Source organism: Streptomyces sp. NPDC035033 (assembly GCF_040636735.1).
In the GTDB taxonomy this organism is placed as follows: domain Bacteria; phylum Actinomycetota; class Actinomycetes; order Streptomycetales; family Streptomycetaceae; genus Streptomyces.
In genome coordinates, this window is sequence record NZ_JBEZUZ010000015.1 from 1 (window position 1) to 18,090 (window position 18,090).

The following is an 18,090-nucleotide window of genomic DNA, read 5'->3' on the forward strand; positions in this document are numbered from 1 at the left end:
GAAGCGGAATTCCGGGTATTACCCGCGCAGCGGGTAATACGGGAAAGCGCGGAGCGGGTTCCAATGCGCTGCGCGCATTGCACCGAAAGAATTCGCTGCGCGAATTCTGAGTCCGCTTCGCGGACTCTGGGAAAGCGCTCCGCGCTTTCCCGTATTACCCGCTGCGCGGGTAATACCCGGAATTCCGCTTCGCTCCATTCCGGAGTGAAGCAATTCCCGCTGCGCGGGAATTGACGGGGCGTCCGCTGCGCTCCCGCCCCTCCCGGCTCCGCCGGGCAGCGACGAGGGAGGGTGGCCGGGGCCGGACGGGGCGTCAACCCTTGCAGGGACTGGCCGGGAGGGGCCGGAAGGGGGCGAGGCCGGCTCCGGGGCGGCGGGCCGCTCACCGCCGGGCCGGGCGGGTCCGGGACTCTCCTTCCCACCCCCAACCGGCCCGACTGGGACGAGAAGTGAGCGTGCTTCAAAAAGTACCCCTGGACCGACTCTGGAACAAGCCTGCTCCCCCACCCCGAAAATGATGCAGGATGTAGCTTTGGCAGAACCCGACCACACCCCCACAACACCCCGGAGAAACCCACCGCGGAGCGGGTCTGCATCATTCTGATGCTCTATGTAGGAATGGCAGAACCGGGCCACAGCCCCAGTACACGAACGGGTGAGGGCCCGGGACGCGGGACAGGTACCCGCGCACGGACCGGACAGGCCCGATCGACACCCCGGACGAGACCCCGCGGACCCCCACCGCCGAGACTTACCACGACCTATCAGGTCACCTATCAGCACGCATGTTGACCAGGGAAAACAGGGGGTCGACCTATCAGGTTCCACCTCACCACCAGGGCGTGGTGAGTGGACCTCACCACAGCGGCCGGCCACTGCACCCACTGACACCGATCCGGTGCAACCCTCACACCGGATCGATGCAACACCGCGACGCAGACACCGCGAATTCAACACACCCCCGACCAGGCATTCCCCACACCACTGAGGAGCCCGGCCCCGCCCCCGACCGGGCCGAGGAACACCACCCCGGCCGGGCCCACCGGGACGAGGAACACCAGGACGCCGAGGAGCACCAGGAGCAGCCGACCCGACCGGGACGAGGGCAGCCGGCTCGACCGGGACGCGGACCAGGAGCAGCCGGGGCGCGCAGGACGAGGACGACCAGGAGCAGCCGACCCGGCGGCCGGCCGCGTAGGGTCCCGTGGAGGCCCTACGCGCCTCTCTCCCACCCCAACGACCACCGCCCCACCCCAGAACACCCGGGCGGGCAGACACGCCGTCAAAGGCGGGGCAGGGGCGGTTACGGGTTACCGGTTACAGGCCCCGGAGGCCTGGACACCGCCCCGGGCAGCCAGAACCGGTGTCCTCGCCGGGCTGTAACCGGTAACCCGTAACCGCCCGCCAGGCGGCCGAACGGGCTCCGCCCCACCCAGGACACCCGGGTGGGGCGTAAGGGCCGTCAGAACGGCGCAGGGGCGGCCCGGTGGTACTGCCCCCAGAGCGCGCTGGGCACCGGACCTCGCCCGCGCACGCCATATCGGCGCGGGCTGCGCCCGACCCTATCCGGGCGAGCCGAGGTCCGCGGGTCCGTCCCCGAGCGGGCGCCGGCCGGTACGCGGCGCGGGCACGGGACGGTCGAGGGCAGCGGTCCACTCCCCGGCCGCGGCCAGGCCGGCGGCCGTGCGGGCCCAGCGGTCGGGCGGGAGCTGGTCGGGGACGTCGGGGCCGGGACCGAGCGGACGACGGTGTGGTGCGATGCTCACCGCCCCAGTCTCCCCCCGCCCGCCGCTGTCCGGCCGCCCCCGGCCCGGGAGGAGAGAACAGAGCCTCTTCTGAGGTTCTCCCAGAAGAGGTGTCGGCGCCGGGATCGAGTGACCCACGGCCGGTGACCAGCGCGGACGCGGAGTGCGGCCGGAGAGGTGGGCAACCGGTGACGCAACCAGTGAGGCAACCAGTGGCGCAACCGGTGACGCAACCGGTGACGCAACCCGGTCGGCTGCCTCGGCCACGGGGCCTCGCGGCGGGCGGTACCGGCGAGCGGTCGCCCCGGGCCGTTGACCTGCGGTGGTAAGCGCGGTGGTAAGCCTGGTGGTGAGCGGGGATCAAGATCGTTCTTCCCCAATTGGGGAAGTCGCCGCTTCCCCTTGCCGCGGGGGTCAGCTGGTGCCGACGGCCTGCGCCTCGCCCACCCAGGCCGTGAACGCCGTGGCGCGGGTCTCGGTGATCGTGCCGGAGTCGCCGAGGGCGGGCGCCTCCCACGTGACGGTCCAGGTCGAGGTGGCGGTGCCCTCGCTGGTCCCGACCGTCAAGGTGTCTCACATGTGAGACACGGGGCCCGTAGGGGCCGGGTCCGGGCTGCCGGACGGGCCGGCCGCACGCGCCGGGGGAAGTACGCGTACGACCGGCCCAAGGAGGTGTCCACTTCGCTCCGATCACCCGCCTACCCCCACCCACCACGCACACACACCACCACCTTGGCCAGACGAGGGACGAACGGGCGGGGCGCCCGACGAGGAGGACCAGGCCGACGAGCAGGACAAGGCGAGGACGAGAACGAGGGAGCCGGCCCCGACCGCCGAGAAGGCCGGGCGGGCCATGGACAAGCAAGTCGGGTGAAAACCCCAAAGCGAATCTAAGGGGTGTTAGCACCCATAGCTCCCTTGCACGTTCAAGGGAGGCAATTACTGAATTCAGGAACTGCCCAGGTCACGTCAATGGTCGGTGCGGACAGCGTCACGGCCAGCGCCCCGGTACTCCCACCGGCAGCATTGAGCAGTCAGAGGCACGGGGGTCACATACGGATATCCGTAGGGGGAACGGTCTACGTAAGGCACTCACGTGAGTGCCTTCCCGACCTTGATGGCCATGAACCAGTTGCTGAAAAAGCAATTGCTGGGGCGCTCCGGGGCTCCCGCCGAGCGGGCCTGAGGGGCGGGGCACGGCGTTGTAGGACGAGCCGGGGCGGGTAGGGAGGCTGGCCGCCTGTGACGGGGCCCGCTAGTCGGCTAGCGGACCCGACGGTCGACGACGATCAGGAGGACGAGGAGATCGGCCAGGCGGCCGCAGCCCGTCGAGGAGGTCCCGGGAAGACGAGGAGGCCTTGGCCCGCCACCTCCCTTGAACGTTCAGGGGTGAGGGGGCACCACTTCGTAACGTTCCTAGGTGGTGTTCCCCTGGGGAACACCACCTACGGAGAATCCGTAGGTGCGACTCTCGCGAGGTGCTCGCGTGAGTACCGCGCCCCGGCCTGAGCTGGGGGTTCGCTAATCGACTAGCGAACCCCAAGCTCAGCCCGGAGCGCGGACATCGATCGCCGGCCTTCGGGCTTTGAGTCTTCGCGGGAGGGCTCGTTCCGGCCGCCGGAAGGGCTTTGACCAGGGATGCAGGCGGTTCGGGGGAAGTTCGTCGGCAGGGGACGACGTCGTGTCCGTCCTCACGGCCCCTCACCAGGACTCACCAGTCCTCACTGGGGTCCGGTGGTGCCTATCGTTGCCTGACTCGGCTAACCTGACGGGGACACTCTGTCTACAGCCGCTTCGGCGGGGTGGAAACGACGAAGGCCCGGAACCGGTTGCCGCCAGTCCCAGGCCATCGCCTCACAGAGTGTGACTATCGAGCCCGGCCGACTTGCTCACGGCCGGGCTCAGTCATGAGCCGACCATCTCGTCCGGTCCCGTTCACCTCTAGCCCAGCCAGAGGGTCACAACCCTGTCGATGATCTCCGCGACCAGCAGCGGTGCCAGCCAGTCGACCACCGCCTGCCAAGCGCGGCGCTTCTTCTGACCAGCCGGAGGCTGCTCGTTCTCGGGCATCATCTGCCCCTCCCAACGCGGCCCGTTGGCCCTGGGCCCCAGGGCGCCGCCCCTTGGCGGGACGGAGACTTGAGGACCGGTCTCGGGAGGAACGACCACCAGCATAGAGGCTCGGCGACGCCCCGTCAGAAACGAGACCACTATCCCTGGGTGGCCGGTGACATCGAACCACTAGATCTGGGGTGGGAAATCCATGTACGCCCTAGGCGTGTCGCATATGACGAAACGGGCATCGGGTGCAAGTCGGACCGAGAGCCGACGCGGTAAAGTGCGATGCCCCTGGCAGTCGAACGGCTAGACCAGGCAGCGAAGGCTACCGAGAGTGCGACGCAGCAGCTCCAAGAGCCGAGCGGAAGACGAGCTCGGCAAGGCATTCTGCAGACTTTCACTCGAACGTGTGTTTGGCGCAATCTTTCGAAAGCTACTACCGTTCCGCCAGCCGGGACGACGAAACGACTCCATGGAGTCGCCCTTCACGTCCAGGAACAGGGTGGGAATCTCCACCGGCCCCGAGGCATGCCAGAAATCGCGCAGGGGAGACGCTCAGGGCCCAGCTCGTCGGCGAGAAGGACATCTTCGTCTCGGTGCTCCTCGTCGGCGTCATCTTCGTTATGGGGCAGTTCATCGCGCTGCCGCCGAGAGAGGGTTCTTGCGGGTGTACCGGCCGTCGCCGAGACCTGCGCCGAGGACGACCTGGGTGACGTGCCCGTAGCCGGCCGGCAGCCGGTCGCCCTCTTCGCGGACCGTGCCGGGCGGCAAGCCCGTTTCGTATGGGACGGTGTCGGCGTCGGGGCAGCCGGGCGACTCGGTCACGGCCGCACCCGCAGAGCGGTCAGGGTCCGCAGGGGGAACGTCGCCCGGTAGGCGGGGGTGGTTTCCGGCGCCGCCGAAAGGCCCGGGAGGCGGGCGGCCAGTTCCTCCAGCGCGATCCGCAGTTCCGTACGGGCCAGGCCGGCGCCCACGCAGTAGTGCGTGCCGCGGCCGAACGCCAGGTGCGGTGCGGTGGGCCACCGGTCGGGGAGGTTCCGGCCGGGGTCCGGGTAGCGGGCCGGGTCGTGGTTGCCCGCGCCGTACAGCAGCAGGATTCGGCTGCCCGCGGGGAGCACGTGGCCGGCGACCGTCACCTCGCGCACGGCGGTGCGGTACATGCCGACCACGGGGCAGTCCAACCGCAGTCCCTCCTCGACGAGTTCCGGGATCGGTACGGCTCCGGAGGTGAGCGCCTCCCAGCCGCCCGGTGCGCGCAGCTGGTGCCGGACGGTCATGGCGAGGGCCTGGGCGAGGGTGGTGTGGCCGGTGATGACGAGGGTCGGGATCGCCGAGGCCACCTCCTGCGGGGTGAGCCGGTGACCGTGGGGGCTCTCGTGGAGCATGGCGCTGATCAGGTCGTCGCGCGGGGCGGACAGCCGCTGGGCCGTCAGCTCCCTGGCCAGCTCGCCGAAGGCGCGCAGACCCGTGGCGTACTCCCGTAACCGCTCCTCGGTATGGTCCCGGCCGACCATCAGCTGGACCTTGTGGTCGGACCAGCGCAGGCAGTCCGCGTGGTGCTCGTCCGGGATGCCGAGGAAGCGCAGGATCACCGTCAGCGCGTACGGCTGCGCGAACGCGGTGATCAGGTCGAACTCCGAGAGGCCGGCGAGCGGGGCGAGGAGCTGTGCGGCCGCGGCGCGGATGCCGGGTTCCGCCGCCTTCAACGCCCGGGAGGTGAAGCCCGCGTTGACCACTGTGCGGACTCTGGTGTGCTCGGGCGGGTCCATCTCTCCGAGGGACACCGACTCCCCGCTCCAGGTCCTCAGCGTCTCCCTCACGTCCGCCGGCACGTCGGCCGAGGAACGCGGCTTGTGGTCGCGGGCGGAGAAGTCCTCGTCGTTGCGGAGGATCGCGGCGATGTCCTCGTACCCGGTCACGCACCACGCCTGGAGCCGGGGGACGTGGACAACGCGTCCGTGGCCGCGCAGCCGCGCCAGTTCTTCGTAGAGTTCGTCCGGATCGCCGTTGCGTGGATCGAATCCAGCCGACTGAGTCTCGTCGCCGGATATCCGGCCCGCCATGGAGACCTCCCCGTTGACCGCCTCGCGCTGTCGCCGGAGCGATCGTCGCACCCGGGGCATCGGCTTATCCCTCGCGGGAATCGCCCAAACCACGCGAACGAGTGACGCAGCCGTCTTCGAGTGGACGTGGTGAGGGCGGGCCGGCCGGGCGTCCCGCGCTCAGCTCGTCTCGGGTGGGCACCCTAGAGGATCACGACGGGCTTGGCGGGGGCAGAAAGGGGTTCCGCGGTCCGCTGTTCGTGTGGCGCTGCGGGGAGTTCCGGTGTCCGTCGGTCGGCGCATTCGTTCCCAGGGCATGAAGAAGATCATCAGCACTGCCACGCTCGTTCTCGCTGCCGTGGCCCTTGCCGCCCCCGCCCAGGCCGACGGCCCCGAGGACTGGCCGGGCATCGCCGGCCCCATCCCGCAGACCGTCGGGCAGGAGATGATCAAGGCTCCTCTCGCTCCGTTCGTAGGCACCCAGAAGAACAACGCCAGCAACGGCAACGTTCTCGACCACGCACGCAACCCGCTGCACCGGTAGCCCGCCCGGGCCCTTGCGGTAGCAGGGGCGAGCCTGGTGTGGCTCGCCCCTGGTCCGGCTCAGCTCTTCTCGGGTGGGTCACCCTTCAGGGCGACGAAGTGGTGGGCGCCGGCCGCGAGGGCGCGGACGTCCGTGGCACCCGTGACGTTCGTCGCTGAGGTGTTGTTCACCTTCCATTCGATGACCTTGCCGTCCTCCTTCAGCGCGGCCAGGGACTCGATCGCCACGGCGACCTGGACGACCTTCGACTGCGCCCCGCTCGGCACCTTCTGGGCCGCGTACGTGGCGCCCCAGGCGTAGACCTTGCCGCCGACGACCGCGACGGAGGTGTCCTTGCCCGCGGCGATGGCGGTGACGGTCCCCGACTTCACCTCGGCGGGGATGTCCGTCTGCTTCTTGCTGTTGTCGCCCCAGGCGATGACCTCGCCGTCCTTGGTGAGCGCGAGCGCGTGGTGGGCGCCGGCGGCGATGGCGGTGACGCCCGTCTCGGCCGCGTCGGGGACCTCGGTCTGGTCCTTGCGGTTGTCGCCCCAGGCCAGGACGGCTCCGTTCTTGAGGGCGAGGGAGAAGTACTGGCCGGCCGCGATGGCCTCGACGCCGTTCTTGGCCGCGGAGGGGACCGCGGTGGCGTCGTAGCGGTCGGCGCCCCAGGAGACGACGCCTCCGCTCTTCAGTGCGAGCGAGTGCAGGTAGCCGCCGGAGACGGCCGTCACGCCGCTGTTGAGCGCGGCCGGAACGGCGCTGTGACCGTAGCGGTTGCTGCCCCAGGAGTGGACGGCGCCGTCCCTGACGGCGAGGGAGTGGAAGGCGCCCGCGCCGATCGCGCTCGACCCTTCCTTAACCGCCGCCGGCACGGCCGTCTGCCCGTATTCCGGGTCACCCCAGGCGAGGACCTCGGACGGTGCCGCCGCGTGCGCCGCGTGCGGCACGGCGGCGAGGAGTCCGCAGGCGATCGTCAGGCTACGGAACGTCATGGCCTTGTACGTTCGTTCAGTCACGGTCGGCTCCCGCTGCGGGCGAGGCCGCGTCGTTGGGGGTGTCGGCGGTGGGACGGTTCGCTCGGCAGCGCGCTTCCTCGGCGGCCGACATGGGGCCGGTGCGCTGGAAGACGCGGTCGCTCACGCCGGGGGCCGGGTGGTCGATGACCGTGTGCAGCCGCCAGTCCTGGTTCGGGTCGGTCGGGGTCGGGTTCGACAGGAACCAGCCCTCTGTGCGCTGCCGGCCGCCCTGCGTCTCGAACCACGACACCTCGGCCGGCTTGATGACCTCGTTGACCGTGCGCTCGGTCGTCGGGAACCACGCCGGGGTGCTGCCCGTACCGCCGGCGTACTGGGCGGTCATCGCGGTCGGCTCGCCCCCCGGGGCCGGGGGCAGTCCTGCGGCGGGCGGCAGGTCGCTGATCGTACGCGCGCTGAACTTCAGCGGACGGGTCCGGTTGAGCGTGGAGCGTGTGCAGTTGACGTACGACTCGCCGTTCTGGCGGGCCGGTTCGTAGTACGGGAAGGAGTACGCGTCCTCCGGGGCGAACACGCACTGGCTCGCGTTCTTCACGCACTCGGTGACGGCTTCGCTCACCGGACGCTTGTCGTTGCCCTTGTAGGCGACGGACTCGGGCATTTCGTTGCTGCGCACGGTCTTGTCGAGGGCGGGCGCGATCTCGGTGGCCTTGATGTCCGCGATCATCGCGCCGCACTGCGAGCTGTTCGTCTTGGAGGCGGACATGGTGGAGGCGAAGGTGAGCAGCGGGTCGTACTCGTCGGCGGTGAAGGTGTAGGTGCGCTTGGTGCGCCACACGCCCGCGCCGAGCGTGTTCGTCTCCTTGTCCGGGTCCGGCTCAGTCAGCTCCACGCGCGCGGGGCCGCCGGAGCCCTGGACGCTGTACATCTGGCCCAGTTCGACGTCGCGCGGGCGGCACTCCTTGGCGACGCCGGGGCTGTCGTCCCAGGTCACGGTGACTTTCGCGCCGGGGCGGACGCCGCGCAGGCGCTGCTTGAATCCGTACGTGTCGGCTCCCGAGCCGCGCAGCATCACGCCGACCTTGCCGTCCGGGTGGCCCGACGCCTCGGGGCCGTACCGCCAGACGCCGTCCGTCGTCCCCGCGCCGTTCGTCGAGCCGACGGACCAGCCGGTGACGGAGACCTTGCTCGCGTCCGTGCCGGTGAAGGCGGGCAGGCTCGCGTCGCCGTTGATGAGGGCGACGGGGGTGGCGGCTGCCTTCGGCGCGGCCGGGGACTGGGGCTGGGCGGTGGCGAGGGGGTGGGCCGCCGCCGTGGTGACCAGGGCCAGGCCGAGGGCCGCCAGCGCGGTGGCGCGGGGGTTCATCGCGGTGCGGTTCACGGGCGCTCACCCCGCAGGACGACGGTCTTCTTCAGATGCGAGCCGGCGGGGAGGCGGCCGCCGGGAAGCTCCACGAGACCGGAAGCGGGAGCGGGGGTGATCGTGCGCAGACCGGGCCCCGGGCCCGGGTTGGGCTTGGGCGGAGGCGCGGTGGTGCCGGGCGGCCGGAGCCGGTCGCAGGTGTTGCCGGGGACGGTGTGGGTGCTGGCGGCGAAGGTGCTGCGGTTGACGCTGGAGGGGCCGTCGACGATGACGTTGTCGGCGCCGATGCCGCCACCGGTCAGAATGCTGCCGGCGATGCGCTGCATCGCGGCGCTGCCGCTGAAGGTGAGCGCGTCACCGGGGTTCACGACGAGCTCGTAGGAAGTGGACTCCGTCTGCTCGGTGCTCCACGTCTTGGCGTACGAGAGCTGGAAGCCGCCCTCGAAGGCCGCCTTCAGGGAGGCCGAGGCACCGACCGTGCCGCTGCCGTTGACGGTTCCCTTCGCGGATGCCTCGGCGCTGGGGCCCTGGGACTGGTCGGGGGTCTTGAAACCGCCGCCGGCCTCGCCGCCGACGCCCGCGGTGACGGAGCCGTTGGCGGTGAGCTGTCCCTCGACGGCGAGCTTCCCGGTGATCTGGCCGCCGAGGTTGTCGGAGCTACTGACCTTGAGGGAGACCTCCCGGCTGACCTTGATGTCGTTGTTGGTGCAGTTGACGACGGCGTTGCCGAAGGACTTCACCGTGGTGAAGTAGTCGGAGGACGCGTCACGGTTCACCTTGAAGCGGCAGTCCCCCTGGTGCTCGGCGCAGTAGTCGCTGAGCTGCTGCACGGAGGCGGGCTGCTTGGTGACGGTGTCGAAGAGGCGCGCCGCGGTGACGGGTCCGGGCGCCGAGGCGTCGGAAGACTCCTCGGCCGCGACGGCGGCCGGGGTCGTCAGGGCGACGGCGATCGCGACGGCGAGGAAGGCGACACGGCGCGTGTTCGTGTGGGGGCTCACGGGTTCATCACCTTGCACATGTGAGTCAGCTGCGGGTCGGAGGCGAGGAGAGCCGGCGGCAGATCGGCGGCGAAGCCGTCGCAGCTGCTGTCGATAGCCGAAGAGGCATTGTCCTGGGGACCGGACTGCACGGCGTCCAGCTCCTCGCGGGTCTCCTTCATGCCCTGCTTCTGCTCGGCACCGTCACCCGCGAGCGCGTCCATGCACTTCTTCGACGAGGGCGGACACTCCTCCGTCTTCTCCTTGGCGGCGGCCATGTCCTTCTTGGCCTGCTCCTGGTCCTTCTCGACCTGCTTCTCCTTGGCGTCCACCTCCGCCTCCTCCTTGTCCCCCGCGGGACAGGGCGGCTTGGACGTGCCGTCAGGGCAGGTCTCCTCCTCGGGGGGCGGGGCGAGCGTCGTGACGGCGGGCAGGGGACTGTCGGCGACGGCGGCGGACACGCCCGTGCAGAGCAGGGCGGCCCCGGCGGCGAGAACCAGGGTCAGTGAGGCGGCCCGGCGTGGGAGGCCGGGGCGAGGGCAGAGGGGTGGCATAGGACGTACACACCTTCTGTCAGGGACTTCGGAAAGTTGGGAAACTCGGGGAACTCCGAAGCGAACAAGAATCCGCATTCCGGCCGAGTTTCCGCAAACATATGAAAGTCGTTGCCAACTAGGCGGAGAGGCACGCCGCCCTCGGAGCCATGATCATCCGACTGGCGGGACCGGGCCCCGGCAGCCCGGATGGGCTCAGACGTTGCGCCGGTTTCCGTCAGCGTCACAGGGGAGTTCGGCGACAGGATGGTTCGCGGTGAAGTCGCGTTCAGCCTGGCGCTCGGCCTCGGCGATGGCGGTGGGCTGGATGTCGATGATGCCGCCGAAGGGCCGGTCGACGTCGCGGATGATGACCAGGGCGGTGGTCAGCAGGGCGGTGATGACGACGAGCGTGATGATCTGGCCCCGGTTGTTCCTCCGGGGCAGGCAGATCCCCAGAGCCGCCACCGTGATGACCAGGGTGGCGAGAAGGAACCAGAAGATGGTGGAGGGGATGCTGGAGGTCGCCTGGGTCAGGCGTTCCTCGCGTTCGTCGGATCGCTTGTTGTCGGCGGCGATCAGCATGCCGAAGGACGGCTTGCCCTCCAGCGTCTCGAAGGTCTCCCGGAACGAGGTCGACCACACGCTCGGGGCCGGAGAGCCGTTCCCGTCCGACATCGCGGGCCACTCCTGCACGCGCACCGCGCGGGCGTAGCAGACCGCGTCGGCCTGGATCTTCCCCCGCTGCAGGGCGGGCGCGTACTCGGCGGTCTCGACGAGCTGGTCCAGGGCACGGGCCTCGCCGCGGGCGGCGACCTCGGCCTTGCCGTAGGAGCCGTTGGCGGTCACCAGGACGAAGGAGAGCAGCAGGACCGTCATCGTCAACAGCGGGCCCACCAAATCCTTGACCGCCATGCCCTCGTCGTCATCGGCGTTGACGAGCCGGGGCCGCAGCCAGCGGTTCGCGGCAAGACCCGCGAGCAGGGCGATCACGGCGACGACGATGACGAGGACCACGAGGGGCCACCTTCCGGGAAGACGACGGTTTCACCCCGGCAGGGGGGCGGGGGCGGCGTGATCATCTCCAGGTGGCTGACAGGACCGGAAGAACGGAAACGTTCCCTCGCCCCCGCATGAGCGACGCCTCTGAGCCATCCGGACCAGGCCTTCGACCTCACCGTTCGGGTGCCCGGCCGTGACGTGCGGGACGGTATCGCGTTGACCGGCCATGCGAAAGATCATCACCTGCGGCCTGCTGGCCGCCGCGGCTCTGTCCGCCGCCACGCCCGCCTACGCCGACAACGACAGCAATTTCGGCAGCGGCGCCAACGCCGCGAACAACTGGAACTTCACCGCCGCCGACGTCTGCCTCCAGGAACTCGCCGTCGTCCCCGCCCTCAGCGACTGGACCGGCAACCACAAGAACAACTGCTCCAACGGCAACATCATCGACCACGCCACTGGCGTCCTCCCGCTCGGTCGCTGACCGACGGCACCTCACGCGTGGTTCCGCCGCCGGCCCCCTCGTCACACCCGGCCGGCGGTGCAGCGGCGGCCTTGCCCGGCTCGGGCCCTCACCACACCCTCACCTCACGCCGAAGTCGGCACCGCGGCCCACGCCATACCCGGTGCCGGGCGCGCCCGGAAGGAAATCGCGCCGCCGTGGCGGAGAAACTCGGCAAGAAAGCCGAGGAGGGCCTCGCCCCCGCCCTTTTCACCTCGGCCCCCGAGGTCTGGTAACAGCCAGTCATTGCTGACGGGCTTGCCAAGGGTCCGCGAAACGCGTCAGCTCACTCGCGTCGCCCTCGTTCCTTCTCGGCGTCAACCGCTGCACGGACGTTCTCCGGGGCTGGTATCGCCTCCGGGACGCCTGGCACGACCCGGACCATTCACGGCGAGCCGGCGAACATGACGGCGCTCATGTCCGCCGGTTCGTCGTCCGCGGCCTCCTGGCCGACCTGAGCGCGAACCCGGACAGCACGCTGCACCACCCCGACCAGGTCGCGGAGGTCTGCCGCCGCGAGGACCTGACGGACCTGGTCGCCGCCTACACCCCGCTCGATCCTGAGCAGGCCGCCCGCCTTCGGCTCCGCTGCCGACTTCAACCACCTGATCCGGCTCGGCTGGATCCGCTCCCCGCAGTCGATCGAGGTCCGCTTCGGCACCAGCCGGACCGGGGCCGTCAACGTCGCGCTCTACACCACGGCGTCCGTCGACGCGGTGCCTGCCGAACACCCCGAGGTCGACCGGAAGCAGCTGCGCACGGTCGAGAAGGGCCGGCATTCTCCGCTCGCGGCACTGCGCCCAAAGTCGGCGCCCGTACCGGTGTAAGCCTCCGCGGGCCTTGCGGCCGCACGCGTCCCGGGCGGCGCGGAAGGATGGCCCGGGACGCGGGCGTTCTTGCGTGCCGCTCACGCCTGCCCGGCCGCCGGCTCCCACAGGGGGCGGGCACGTCCGGTCCCGCCGCAGTGGAAGCACAGGCCGCCTCCCGGCGTGCTGCGGGCGCCGGCGGTGCCGGCGGCGTGGCGGAAGAGCCGGGTGAGGCCCGCGGCGTGGGCCGCGTGGAGCGGGAGCTCCTGCCGTCTGCCGAGGGTGACCTCCAGCGCGACGCCGGGGCCGGTGAAGTGGACATACATGCCTCCGGTGATCGCGCGGAGCGTCTCGTTCACCTCGCGCATCGACTCCGCGCCGGACAGCTGCACCCGGGCCGCGAGGACGGTGTCGTCGGCCGCGGCGAAGGAGAGCAGCCCGGCCGGGCGGGCCAGCGGCCCGACGCGGCCCACGGGGTCGGGATGGGTGTGGTGGAGCCGGGCCAGGGCGTGCCACAGGTCGCCCGGCAGATCCTGGGGTGCGGGTCTCTTCTCGGCTACGTCTCATACAGCCCTGTGCAGGGCCTCCTCGGTCCTGTGACCGCCGGGTGGGCCCGCCCGTCCCGCGCGGTGACACGGGGACTTCGGTTCCTGTTCCGCCCGCCGGGCCCGACGCCAGGCAGCCCGCCCCGCAGCGAGGAGCGTGCTTGGCACCGCCTACTCCGGGCCGGGGTCGCGCAGCGGGTTCTCGTGACCGCAGTCCCAGCAGCCCACGGTCTCGGGGAGGTTCTCGAACCGTATGCCGGGGATGCCGAAGGAGCCGTCGATGCGGAAGCCTCCGCAGTTCTGGCACGGTGTGGCGTGGAAGGGCTTGTCGCAGCGGAGGCAGGTGCCTTCCGCGCTGGTCCGGTCGAGGCGGGTGACTTGGGTATCTGCGCTGCCGCATCGCACGCAGAACGCTTCTTGGGCTGTCATGGTTCTGGTGCGCCTCAGGTTCGCGGCATTGTTCCCCCTGCTCCGCTCCGGTGAAATGCCGACGGGCGTGGAGAGGAGCCTTCGGGGGCGTTGTTCATGGGCGTCGTGCGAAGCGATAGATCGCGTACGTGACGCCGAGGACGATGTCCACGGCAGCCCAGAGGAAGATGATCACTCCGACCCCGATCGCGGTGCCGAGGCTTTCGGCGTCGTTACACGTCTGTCGGTCGAGCGTTCCGCAGTCGTCGGGGGTCCCGGATCCCGAGGCGGCCCCGATGATGATCCAGATCAGGAAGATCGCCTGGATGGCCAGGAAGACCCAGAGGAACATCCGCGGCCTGCGCCTGCGCGGCTGTCCCGCCGCGGGCGGCGCAGGGGTCCCCCACTGGGGCTGAGGTTGTGCATTGCTCATGGCGCATCACGCTTCGTCTACTGCTCGGTGTCGCTGCCGGTCGCCCGGCGTTGCCGTAGTTGTCCTTCGAAGGACGGCTCGTTCATCCCAGGCTGCCTCCGAAGGACCCGCTCATCGCCTCGGACTCACTGATCTGCAAGGTTCCGCGGTGGGTGATTTCCACCTTGTAAAAGCCCTGACCTGTGGGTACGTCAGGGACGATCACCTCGAAACTGCACGCGGTCCCCGCTCTGGTCGACTCGCCCAGGGCGCCGGTGGCGATGACCGTGCCGGAGGCGTCGTAGACCGTGACCGCCGCGCCTTCGGTGATGTCGTCGAAGCCTTCGCTTCCCTCACAGCCGCCTTCGCCGTCGCTGACCGCATTCCTGGTGAGCAGGAAGGTGCCGGTCAGCTGGAAGACGGTGGGTGTCGGGGAAGGGCTCGGTGTCTGTGTGGTCGGCGACAGCGGAGGGCTGACGGCCTCGGGAGACGGCCCACCGCTGTCTGCCAGAGCCCAGATGACGCCCACCCCGCCCGCACCGATGACAATCCCTGCCACCAGGGCCAGGACCAGGTTCCGGCGCCCACGCGCCGGCTTCCCCGACGCCACTGCAGGAGGAGGCTCTCCAGACCCGTCCATTACCTCAGAGTGCGCTTCTCCGCTCATCTCCGCACGCCAGGGGCGCCCTGCCCGGATGGCTGAACGTGAGCGTCTGGCCACGAAGACGACCGACTCCATCGCCGGCGACTTCGAAGCCCGCTACGACGCCGATGGCTCCGTGACCTCGGAAAAGCTTCCCGGGGGCTATACCCTCACCGTCGAAGAGGACACCACCGGCGCCACGCTGTCCCGGGTCTACACCCGTGACAGCGACGGTCAGGTCGTTTACTCCGACACCGTCGAGGAATCTGTCCACGGCCAGGTCATCCGCCACTCCGGCTGGTCCGATCAGGAATACACCTACGACGCCGTCAGCCGCCTTAGCCAGGTAAAGGACACCGTCGGCGAGACGTGCACCACCCGTACCTACAGTTTCGACCAGCGCACCAACCGAATCGGCCTCACCACGGCTGAAGGCGCGGCCGGAGCGGCCTGTCCCATCACCGGAGAAACCACCACCACCCACACCTACGACAGCGCCGACCGCATCACCGACACCGGCTACGTCTACGACGCCTTCAGCCGCACCACCGCCCTGCCCGGTACCCAGATCGGCTTCTACGCCAACGACCTGGTCCACCAGCAGACCGCTGGTAACCAGCGCCAGACCTGGCAGCTCGACGCCGACATGCGCTTCCGCTCCTGGACCGTCGAGGAGAACACCGACGGCACCTGGACGCAGACTGCGGCCAAGATCAACCACTACGACAGCGACGGCGACAACCCCCGCTGGATCACCGAGAACCCCAGCGACGGCAGCATCACCCGCAACGTCGACTCCGCCTCGGGCGACCTCGCCGCCACCACCGGCAATACAAGCGGCACCGTCCTGCAGCTGACCAACATCCACGGCGACATCGCCCTCCAGCTCCCGCTGGACACGGCCGAAGCCCCCCTGGTCCTGGACAGCGACGAGTACGGCAACCCCCGCATCGGCCAGCCCGCCAGCCGCTACAACTGGCTCGGCGGCAAGCAGCGCTCCAGCGAGACCCTCACCGGCCTCACTCTCATGGGCGTCCGCCTCTACAACCCCACCACCGGACGCTTCCTCTCCCTCGACCCCGTCTACGGCGGCAGCGCCAACGCGTACGACTACGTCAACGCCGACCCGCTGAACTCCTACGACCTCGACGGAAGGTGGAGCTGCGGCTGGTGCAAGAAGGGGTGGAACAAGTTCAAGAAGAGCCGCTTCGGTAAGCACGTCCGCAAGTACCGCAAGTTCTACGGCGGAGCCGCGGCCTTTGGCATCGGCATCGTCGGCGGGGCCTGCATCGCCGCGACTGCGGGTATCTGCGCGGGCGCCGGCGGCCTGATCATTGGCGCCGCCTTCGGTGCAGCCGGCGGCGCGGCCAACTACCGCATCGCCAACTCCAAGCGCACCCGCTCCGGCTACTACAAGCGGATGGCGTTCGGCGCAGCGACCGCCTTCGGCGGAGGAGTATGGAGCCGTTACCGGCTGCGCGGCGCCCCACAGAGCCCCAAGCGGTGGATCGACTCCTTCCGGCGCGAAAAGAAGTACGGCAAGCACCGACGCAAGGTCAACGTCCACTGGGGATTCGGCACCAGATGGATTCGATGACCACGTCACGACAATCCGCGACCCTGACTACTCAGCACAAGCGATGACTCGCTAGCGTCACCACAGGGGGCCGACTGACTGAAGCCAGTCGGCCCCCATACCACACAGGAAGAACCATGCCCGACGCGACACCCTCACGATTCATGCGCCTCGTCCTTCGCATGGACGCCCTCGCCACGTCCAGAATCGGAACCCTTACGCTGATCCCCGTCCTGATCGCGGTGGTCAGCACCGACACCCTCGTGGGCTACGTGGTGACAGGAGTTCTCTTCTCCACCATGGTGGCCGTAGGCGTGGCCAGCCGCCGCCACGAGCGACGCAACAACCCGCCCCTTCAAAGCTAACCACCCAAGCCCGCCGGGCTCGGTAAGACGTCGTTTCTTATGGCTGTCAGAGCGGCATGAGAGCCTCCTGGCATGAGCTACGACCTTGCTGTCTGGGAAGGCGAGAGGCCAGCGGATGACAAGACCGCCGGTCGGGTCTTCAACGACCTGTACGACCGCTACATCGACAGCGAGGTGGAAGAGCCTCCGTCCGAGCGCATCGCGGCTTATGTGGCCGCGTTGCTTGAGCGGTGGTGCGACCTCACCGAGGACGAGGAGGACACCTCGCCCTGGTCAACCGGGCCGCTGATCGGCGAGGCCAGTGGTCCGCTGATCTACTTCCCCATGCGGTGGAGCATGGCCGAGGAGGCGTCGGCCTACGCGGCAGCCGTCGCGGAGTCCATGGACCTGATCTGCTTCGACGTACAGCAGAACCGGCTCAGGCCGTGAGAAGGCTGGCTAAGCGGCGGTAGCCGATGAGGGCTGCGGCTATGCCGACGAAGGCGAGGAAGTGCTCCGCCTTACGTTCGTAGCGCCGGTGGAGCCGTCGGCAGCCGGCCAGCCAGGACACGGTTCTCTCGACCACCCACCGATGCCGGCCCAGCCGCTGCGAGGACTCGACGCCCTTGCGGGCGATGCGAGGACAAATGCCCCGCTGACGGAGCCATCGCCGCAGGTGGTCGTAGTTGGCTCTGTCGATGACGAGGAGCAGCGTTTCTCCGGCAGTTCGGGAGGCGTTGCCCGAGTCGAACGTCGATGGCTTCGGACAGCAGCTCGGTGCCGACCGGCAAGACGCCGTGTGCCGGTCGTCCCGGGCCTCGGGACAAAAGCGCTGGCTACGGGCACAGGCGGCTGCCGCCGTCCCGCCGTTGCCGAGTGCCGGTGTCTGCCTCCCGTTCTCGTCCATATCGAGATCCGGGCCCGGTGAGCGCCCCCCGAGGTCGTCGACAGCTGCTGTCGTATGGCGTCGATAAAGCCACGTAGTCGTAGCCCTTGTCCGCATGTAGTTTCGCCGGCCTCCGACGCCGGGGCCCGCGACGGGACCGGATGGGCGGGATGCCCCGCACCAGCGGCTCCAGACCCTGACTGTCGTGCATGTTCGCGCCGGAGATACCCAGAGACAGCGGCAGTCCGTTCCGCTCACAGATCAGATGGATCTTCGATCCCAGCTTGCCGCGGTCGGTCGGATTCGGTCCCGTCAGCAGCCCCCTTTTGCAGCCCGCAGGGTGACCGAGTCGATCGCGCACCACGACCAGTCCAGTTCGCCGCGTGCTCCGAGTTCGTCGAGGATCACCCGGTAGAGCCGGGCCCGGACCCGGTCCCGGCTCCACTGGGCGAAGCGTCGGTAGACCGTTTGCCAGGCCGGGCCGAACACCGGCGGCAGCTGCCGCCAGGTGCAGCCCGACGTCGCCACGAAGATGATCGCCGCCAGGGCTTCGCGGTCACCGGCCCGGCGTCGGCCACCGCCCTGCGGACGTATCACCTCAGTCGGTGGCACCACCCGCCGGAACAGCACCCACAACTCGTCCGGCACCAGTCGCTCCACGAGATCCGCCATGGACGGCTCAACGAACGATCACGCCATAAGAAACGACGTCTTAGTTGCCCGCTCCCTCCCGTCCAGCGCAAGGCTG

The 18,090-nt window shown here is 69.6% G+C and carries 19 protein-coding genes and 3 pseudogenes; 5 read left to right on the forward strand and 17 right to left on the reverse strand.

Annotated elements, in window-relative coordinates; genetic code table 11:
* Positions 1-1,562 precede the first annotated feature (1,562 nt).
* The 5 genes from AB0E83_RS09130 to AB0E83_RS09150 all read right to left on the reverse strand — a co-directional run bounded on the left by AB0E83_RS09130 (position 1,563) and on the right by AB0E83_RS09150 (position 5,917).
* On the reverse strand, positions 1,563-1,766 hold the full coding sequence (locus tag AB0E83_RS09130) for a hypothetical protein (protein WP_362108186.1): 204 nt from the start codon (positions 1,764-1,766) through the stop codon (positions 1,563-1,565).
* A 393-nt stretch (positions 1,767-2,159) separates the two neighbouring features.
* Entirely contained in the window at positions 2,160-2,312 is a 153-nt protein-coding gene (locus AB0E83_RS09135) for a hypothetical protein (protein ID WP_362108188.1), read from the reverse strand.
* A 1,374-nt stretch (positions 2,313-3,686) separates the two neighbouring features.
* Positions 3,687-3,815, reverse strand: a complete 129-nt coding sequence (locus AB0E83_RS09140; protein ID WP_362108190.1) for a hypothetical protein — start codon at positions 3,813-3,815, stop codon at positions 3,687-3,689.
* 621 nt (positions 3,816-4,436) lie between these two features.
* Positions 4,437-4,574, reverse strand: a complete 138-nt coding sequence (locus AB0E83_RS09145) for a hypothetical protein (RefSeq protein ID WP_362108192.1) — start codon at positions 4,572-4,574, stop codon at positions 4,437-4,439.
* 50 nt (positions 4,575-4,624) lie between these two features.
* Positions 4,625-5,917 (reverse strand): cytochrome P450, encoded by a 1,293-nt coding sequence (locus tag AB0E83_RS09150; protein WP_362108194.1) that lies wholly within the window; start codon positions 5,915-5,917, stop codon positions 4,625-4,627.
* A 244-nt stretch (positions 5,918-6,161) separates the two neighbouring features.
* Between AB0E83_RS09150 and AB0E83_RS09155 the strand changes: the two genes are divergently transcribed.
* Entirely contained in the window at positions 6,162-6,389 is a 228-nt protein-coding gene (locus tag AB0E83_RS09155) for a hypothetical protein (protein WP_362108196.1), read from the forward strand.
* Between the two features lie 59 nt (positions 6,390-6,448).
* Here the strand turns inward: AB0E83_RS09155 and AB0E83_RS09160 are convergent, their stop codons facing one another.
* The 5 genes from AB0E83_RS09160 to AB0E83_RS09180 form a co-directional block, all read right to left on the reverse strand.
* Positions 6,449-7,387, reverse strand: coding sequence for a hypothetical protein (locus AB0E83_RS09160; RefSeq protein WP_362108198.1), 939 nt, complete (start codon positions 7,385-7,387; stop codon positions 6,449-6,451).
* Complete coding sequence (locus tag AB0E83_RS09165; RefSeq protein WP_362108200.1) at positions 7,380-8,726, reverse strand: hypothetical protein; 1,347 nt, start codon at positions 8,724-8,726, stop codon at positions 7,380-7,382. The genes AB0E83_RS09160 and AB0E83_RS09165 overlap by 8 nt, the downstream gene beginning before the upstream one ends.
* Positions 8,723-9,706 (reverse strand): hypothetical protein, encoded by a 984-nt coding sequence (locus tag AB0E83_RS09170; RefSeq protein ID WP_362108202.1) that lies wholly within the window; start codon positions 9,704-9,706, stop codon positions 8,723-8,725. The genes AB0E83_RS09165 and AB0E83_RS09170 overlap by 4 nt, the downstream gene beginning before the upstream one ends.
* Positions 9,703-10,146, reverse strand: a complete 444-nt coding sequence (locus AB0E83_RS09175) for a hypothetical protein (protein ID WP_362108204.1) — start codon at positions 10,144-10,146, stop codon at positions 9,703-9,705. The genes AB0E83_RS09170 and AB0E83_RS09175 overlap by 4 nt, the downstream gene beginning before the upstream one ends.
* Before the next feature lie 288 nt (positions 10,147-10,434).
* On the reverse strand, positions 10,435-11,235 hold the full coding sequence (locus AB0E83_RS09180; protein ID WP_362108206.1) for a hypothetical protein: 801 nt from the start codon (positions 11,233-11,235) through the stop codon (positions 10,435-10,437).
* A 211-nt stretch (positions 11,236-11,446) separates the two neighbouring features.
* Between AB0E83_RS09180 and AB0E83_RS09185 the strand changes: the two genes are divergently transcribed.
* Entirely contained in the window at positions 11,447-11,704 is a 258-nt protein-coding gene (locus AB0E83_RS09185; protein ID WP_362108208.1) for a hypothetical protein, read from the forward strand.
* 403 nt (positions 11,705-12,107) lie between these two features.
* Here the strand turns inward: AB0E83_RS09185 and AB0E83_RS09190 are convergent, their stop codons facing one another.
* The 5 genes from AB0E83_RS09190 to AB0E83_RS09210 form a co-directional block, all read right to left on the reverse strand.
* Positions 12,108-12,404 (reverse strand): hypothetical protein, encoded by a 297-nt coding sequence (locus AB0E83_RS09190; protein ID WP_362108210.1) that lies wholly within the window; start codon positions 12,402-12,404, stop codon positions 12,108-12,110.
* A 225-nt stretch (positions 12,405-12,629) separates the two neighbouring features.
* Positions 12,630-13,001, reverse strand: coding sequence for a hypothetical protein (locus AB0E83_RS09195; protein WP_362108212.1), 372 nt, complete (start codon positions 12,999-13,001; stop codon positions 12,630-12,632).
* A gap of 243 nt (positions 13,002-13,244) precedes the next feature.
* Complete coding sequence (locus tag AB0E83_RS09200; protein WP_362108214.1) at positions 13,245-13,478, reverse strand: hypothetical protein; 234 nt, start codon at positions 13,476-13,478, stop codon at positions 13,245-13,247.
* 118 nt (positions 13,479-13,596) lie between these two features.
* Entirely contained in the window at positions 13,597-13,833 is a 237-nt protein-coding gene (locus AB0E83_RS09205) for a hypothetical protein (protein ID WP_362108216.1), read from the reverse strand.
* A 163-nt stretch (positions 13,834-13,996) separates the two neighbouring features.
* Positions 13,997-14,452, reverse strand: coding sequence for a hypothetical protein (locus AB0E83_RS09210; protein ID WP_362108218.1), 456 nt, complete (start codon positions 14,450-14,452; stop codon positions 13,997-13,999).
* 154 nt (positions 14,453-14,606) lie between these two features.
* Here AB0E83_RS09210 and AB0E83_RS09215 point away from each other — a divergent pair.
* The 3 genes and pseudogenes from AB0E83_RS09215 to AB0E83_RS09225 all read left to right on the forward strand — a co-directional run.
* Positions 14,607-15,695: pseudogene (locus AB0E83_RS09215) on the forward strand (RHS repeat-associated core domain-containing protein); the annotation flags it as partial.
* A gap of 554 nt (positions 15,696-16,249) precedes the next feature.
* Positions 16,250-16,477, forward strand: coding sequence for a hypothetical protein (locus tag AB0E83_RS09220; protein WP_362108220.1), 228 nt, complete (start codon positions 16,250-16,252; stop codon positions 16,475-16,477).
* A gap of 72 nt (positions 16,478-16,549) precedes the next feature.
* Positions 16,550-16,906 carry a hypothetical protein gene (locus tag AB0E83_RS09225; protein WP_362108222.1) on the forward strand — a complete coding sequence of 119 codons (357 nt, stop codon included), beginning with the start codon at positions 16,550-16,552 and terminating at the stop codon, positions 16,904-16,906.
* On the opposite strand, the pseudogene AB0E83_RS09230 reads toward AB0E83_RS09225, so the two are convergent.
* Positions 16,896-17,153 (reverse strand): annotated as a pseudogene (locus AB0E83_RS09230) (transposase); the annotation flags it as partial. The gene AB0E83_RS09225 and the pseudogene AB0E83_RS09230 overlap by 11 nt on opposite strands.
* A gap of 283 nt (positions 17,154-17,436) precedes the next feature.
* Positions 17,437-18,014, reverse strand: a pseudogene (locus tag AB0E83_RS09235) (IS5 family transposase); the annotation flags it as partial.
* Between the last annotated feature and the right edge of the window lie 76 nt (positions 18,015-18,090).

Excerpts from the sequence above, each read along its gene's own strand:
- AB0E83_RS09140 (WP_362108190.1), bottom strand. The coding sequence starts at position 3,815 with ATGCCCGAGAACGAGCAGCCTCCGGCTGGTCAGAAGAAGCGCCGCGCT.
- AB0E83_RS09155 (WP_362108196.1), top strand. The coding sequence starts at position 6,162 with ATGAAGAAGATCATCAGCACTGCCACGCTCGTTCTCGCTGCCGTGGCC.
- AB0E83_RS09185 (WP_362108208.1), top strand. The coding sequence starts at position 11,447 with ATGCGAAAGATCATCACCTGCGGCCTGCTGGCCGCCGCGGCTCTGTCC.
- AB0E83_RS09205 (WP_362108216.1), bottom strand. The coding sequence starts at position 13,833 with ATGTTCCTCTGGGTCTTCCTGGCCATCCAGGCGATCTTCCTGATCTGG.
- AB0E83_RS09220 (WP_362108220.1), top strand. The coding sequence starts at position 16,250 with ATGCCCGACGCGACACCCTCACGATTCATGCGCCTCGTCCTTCGCATG.
- AB0E83_RS09225 (WP_362108222.1), top strand. The coding sequence starts at position 16,550 with ATGAGCTACGACCTTGCTGTCTGGGAAGGCGAGAGGCCAGCGGATGAC.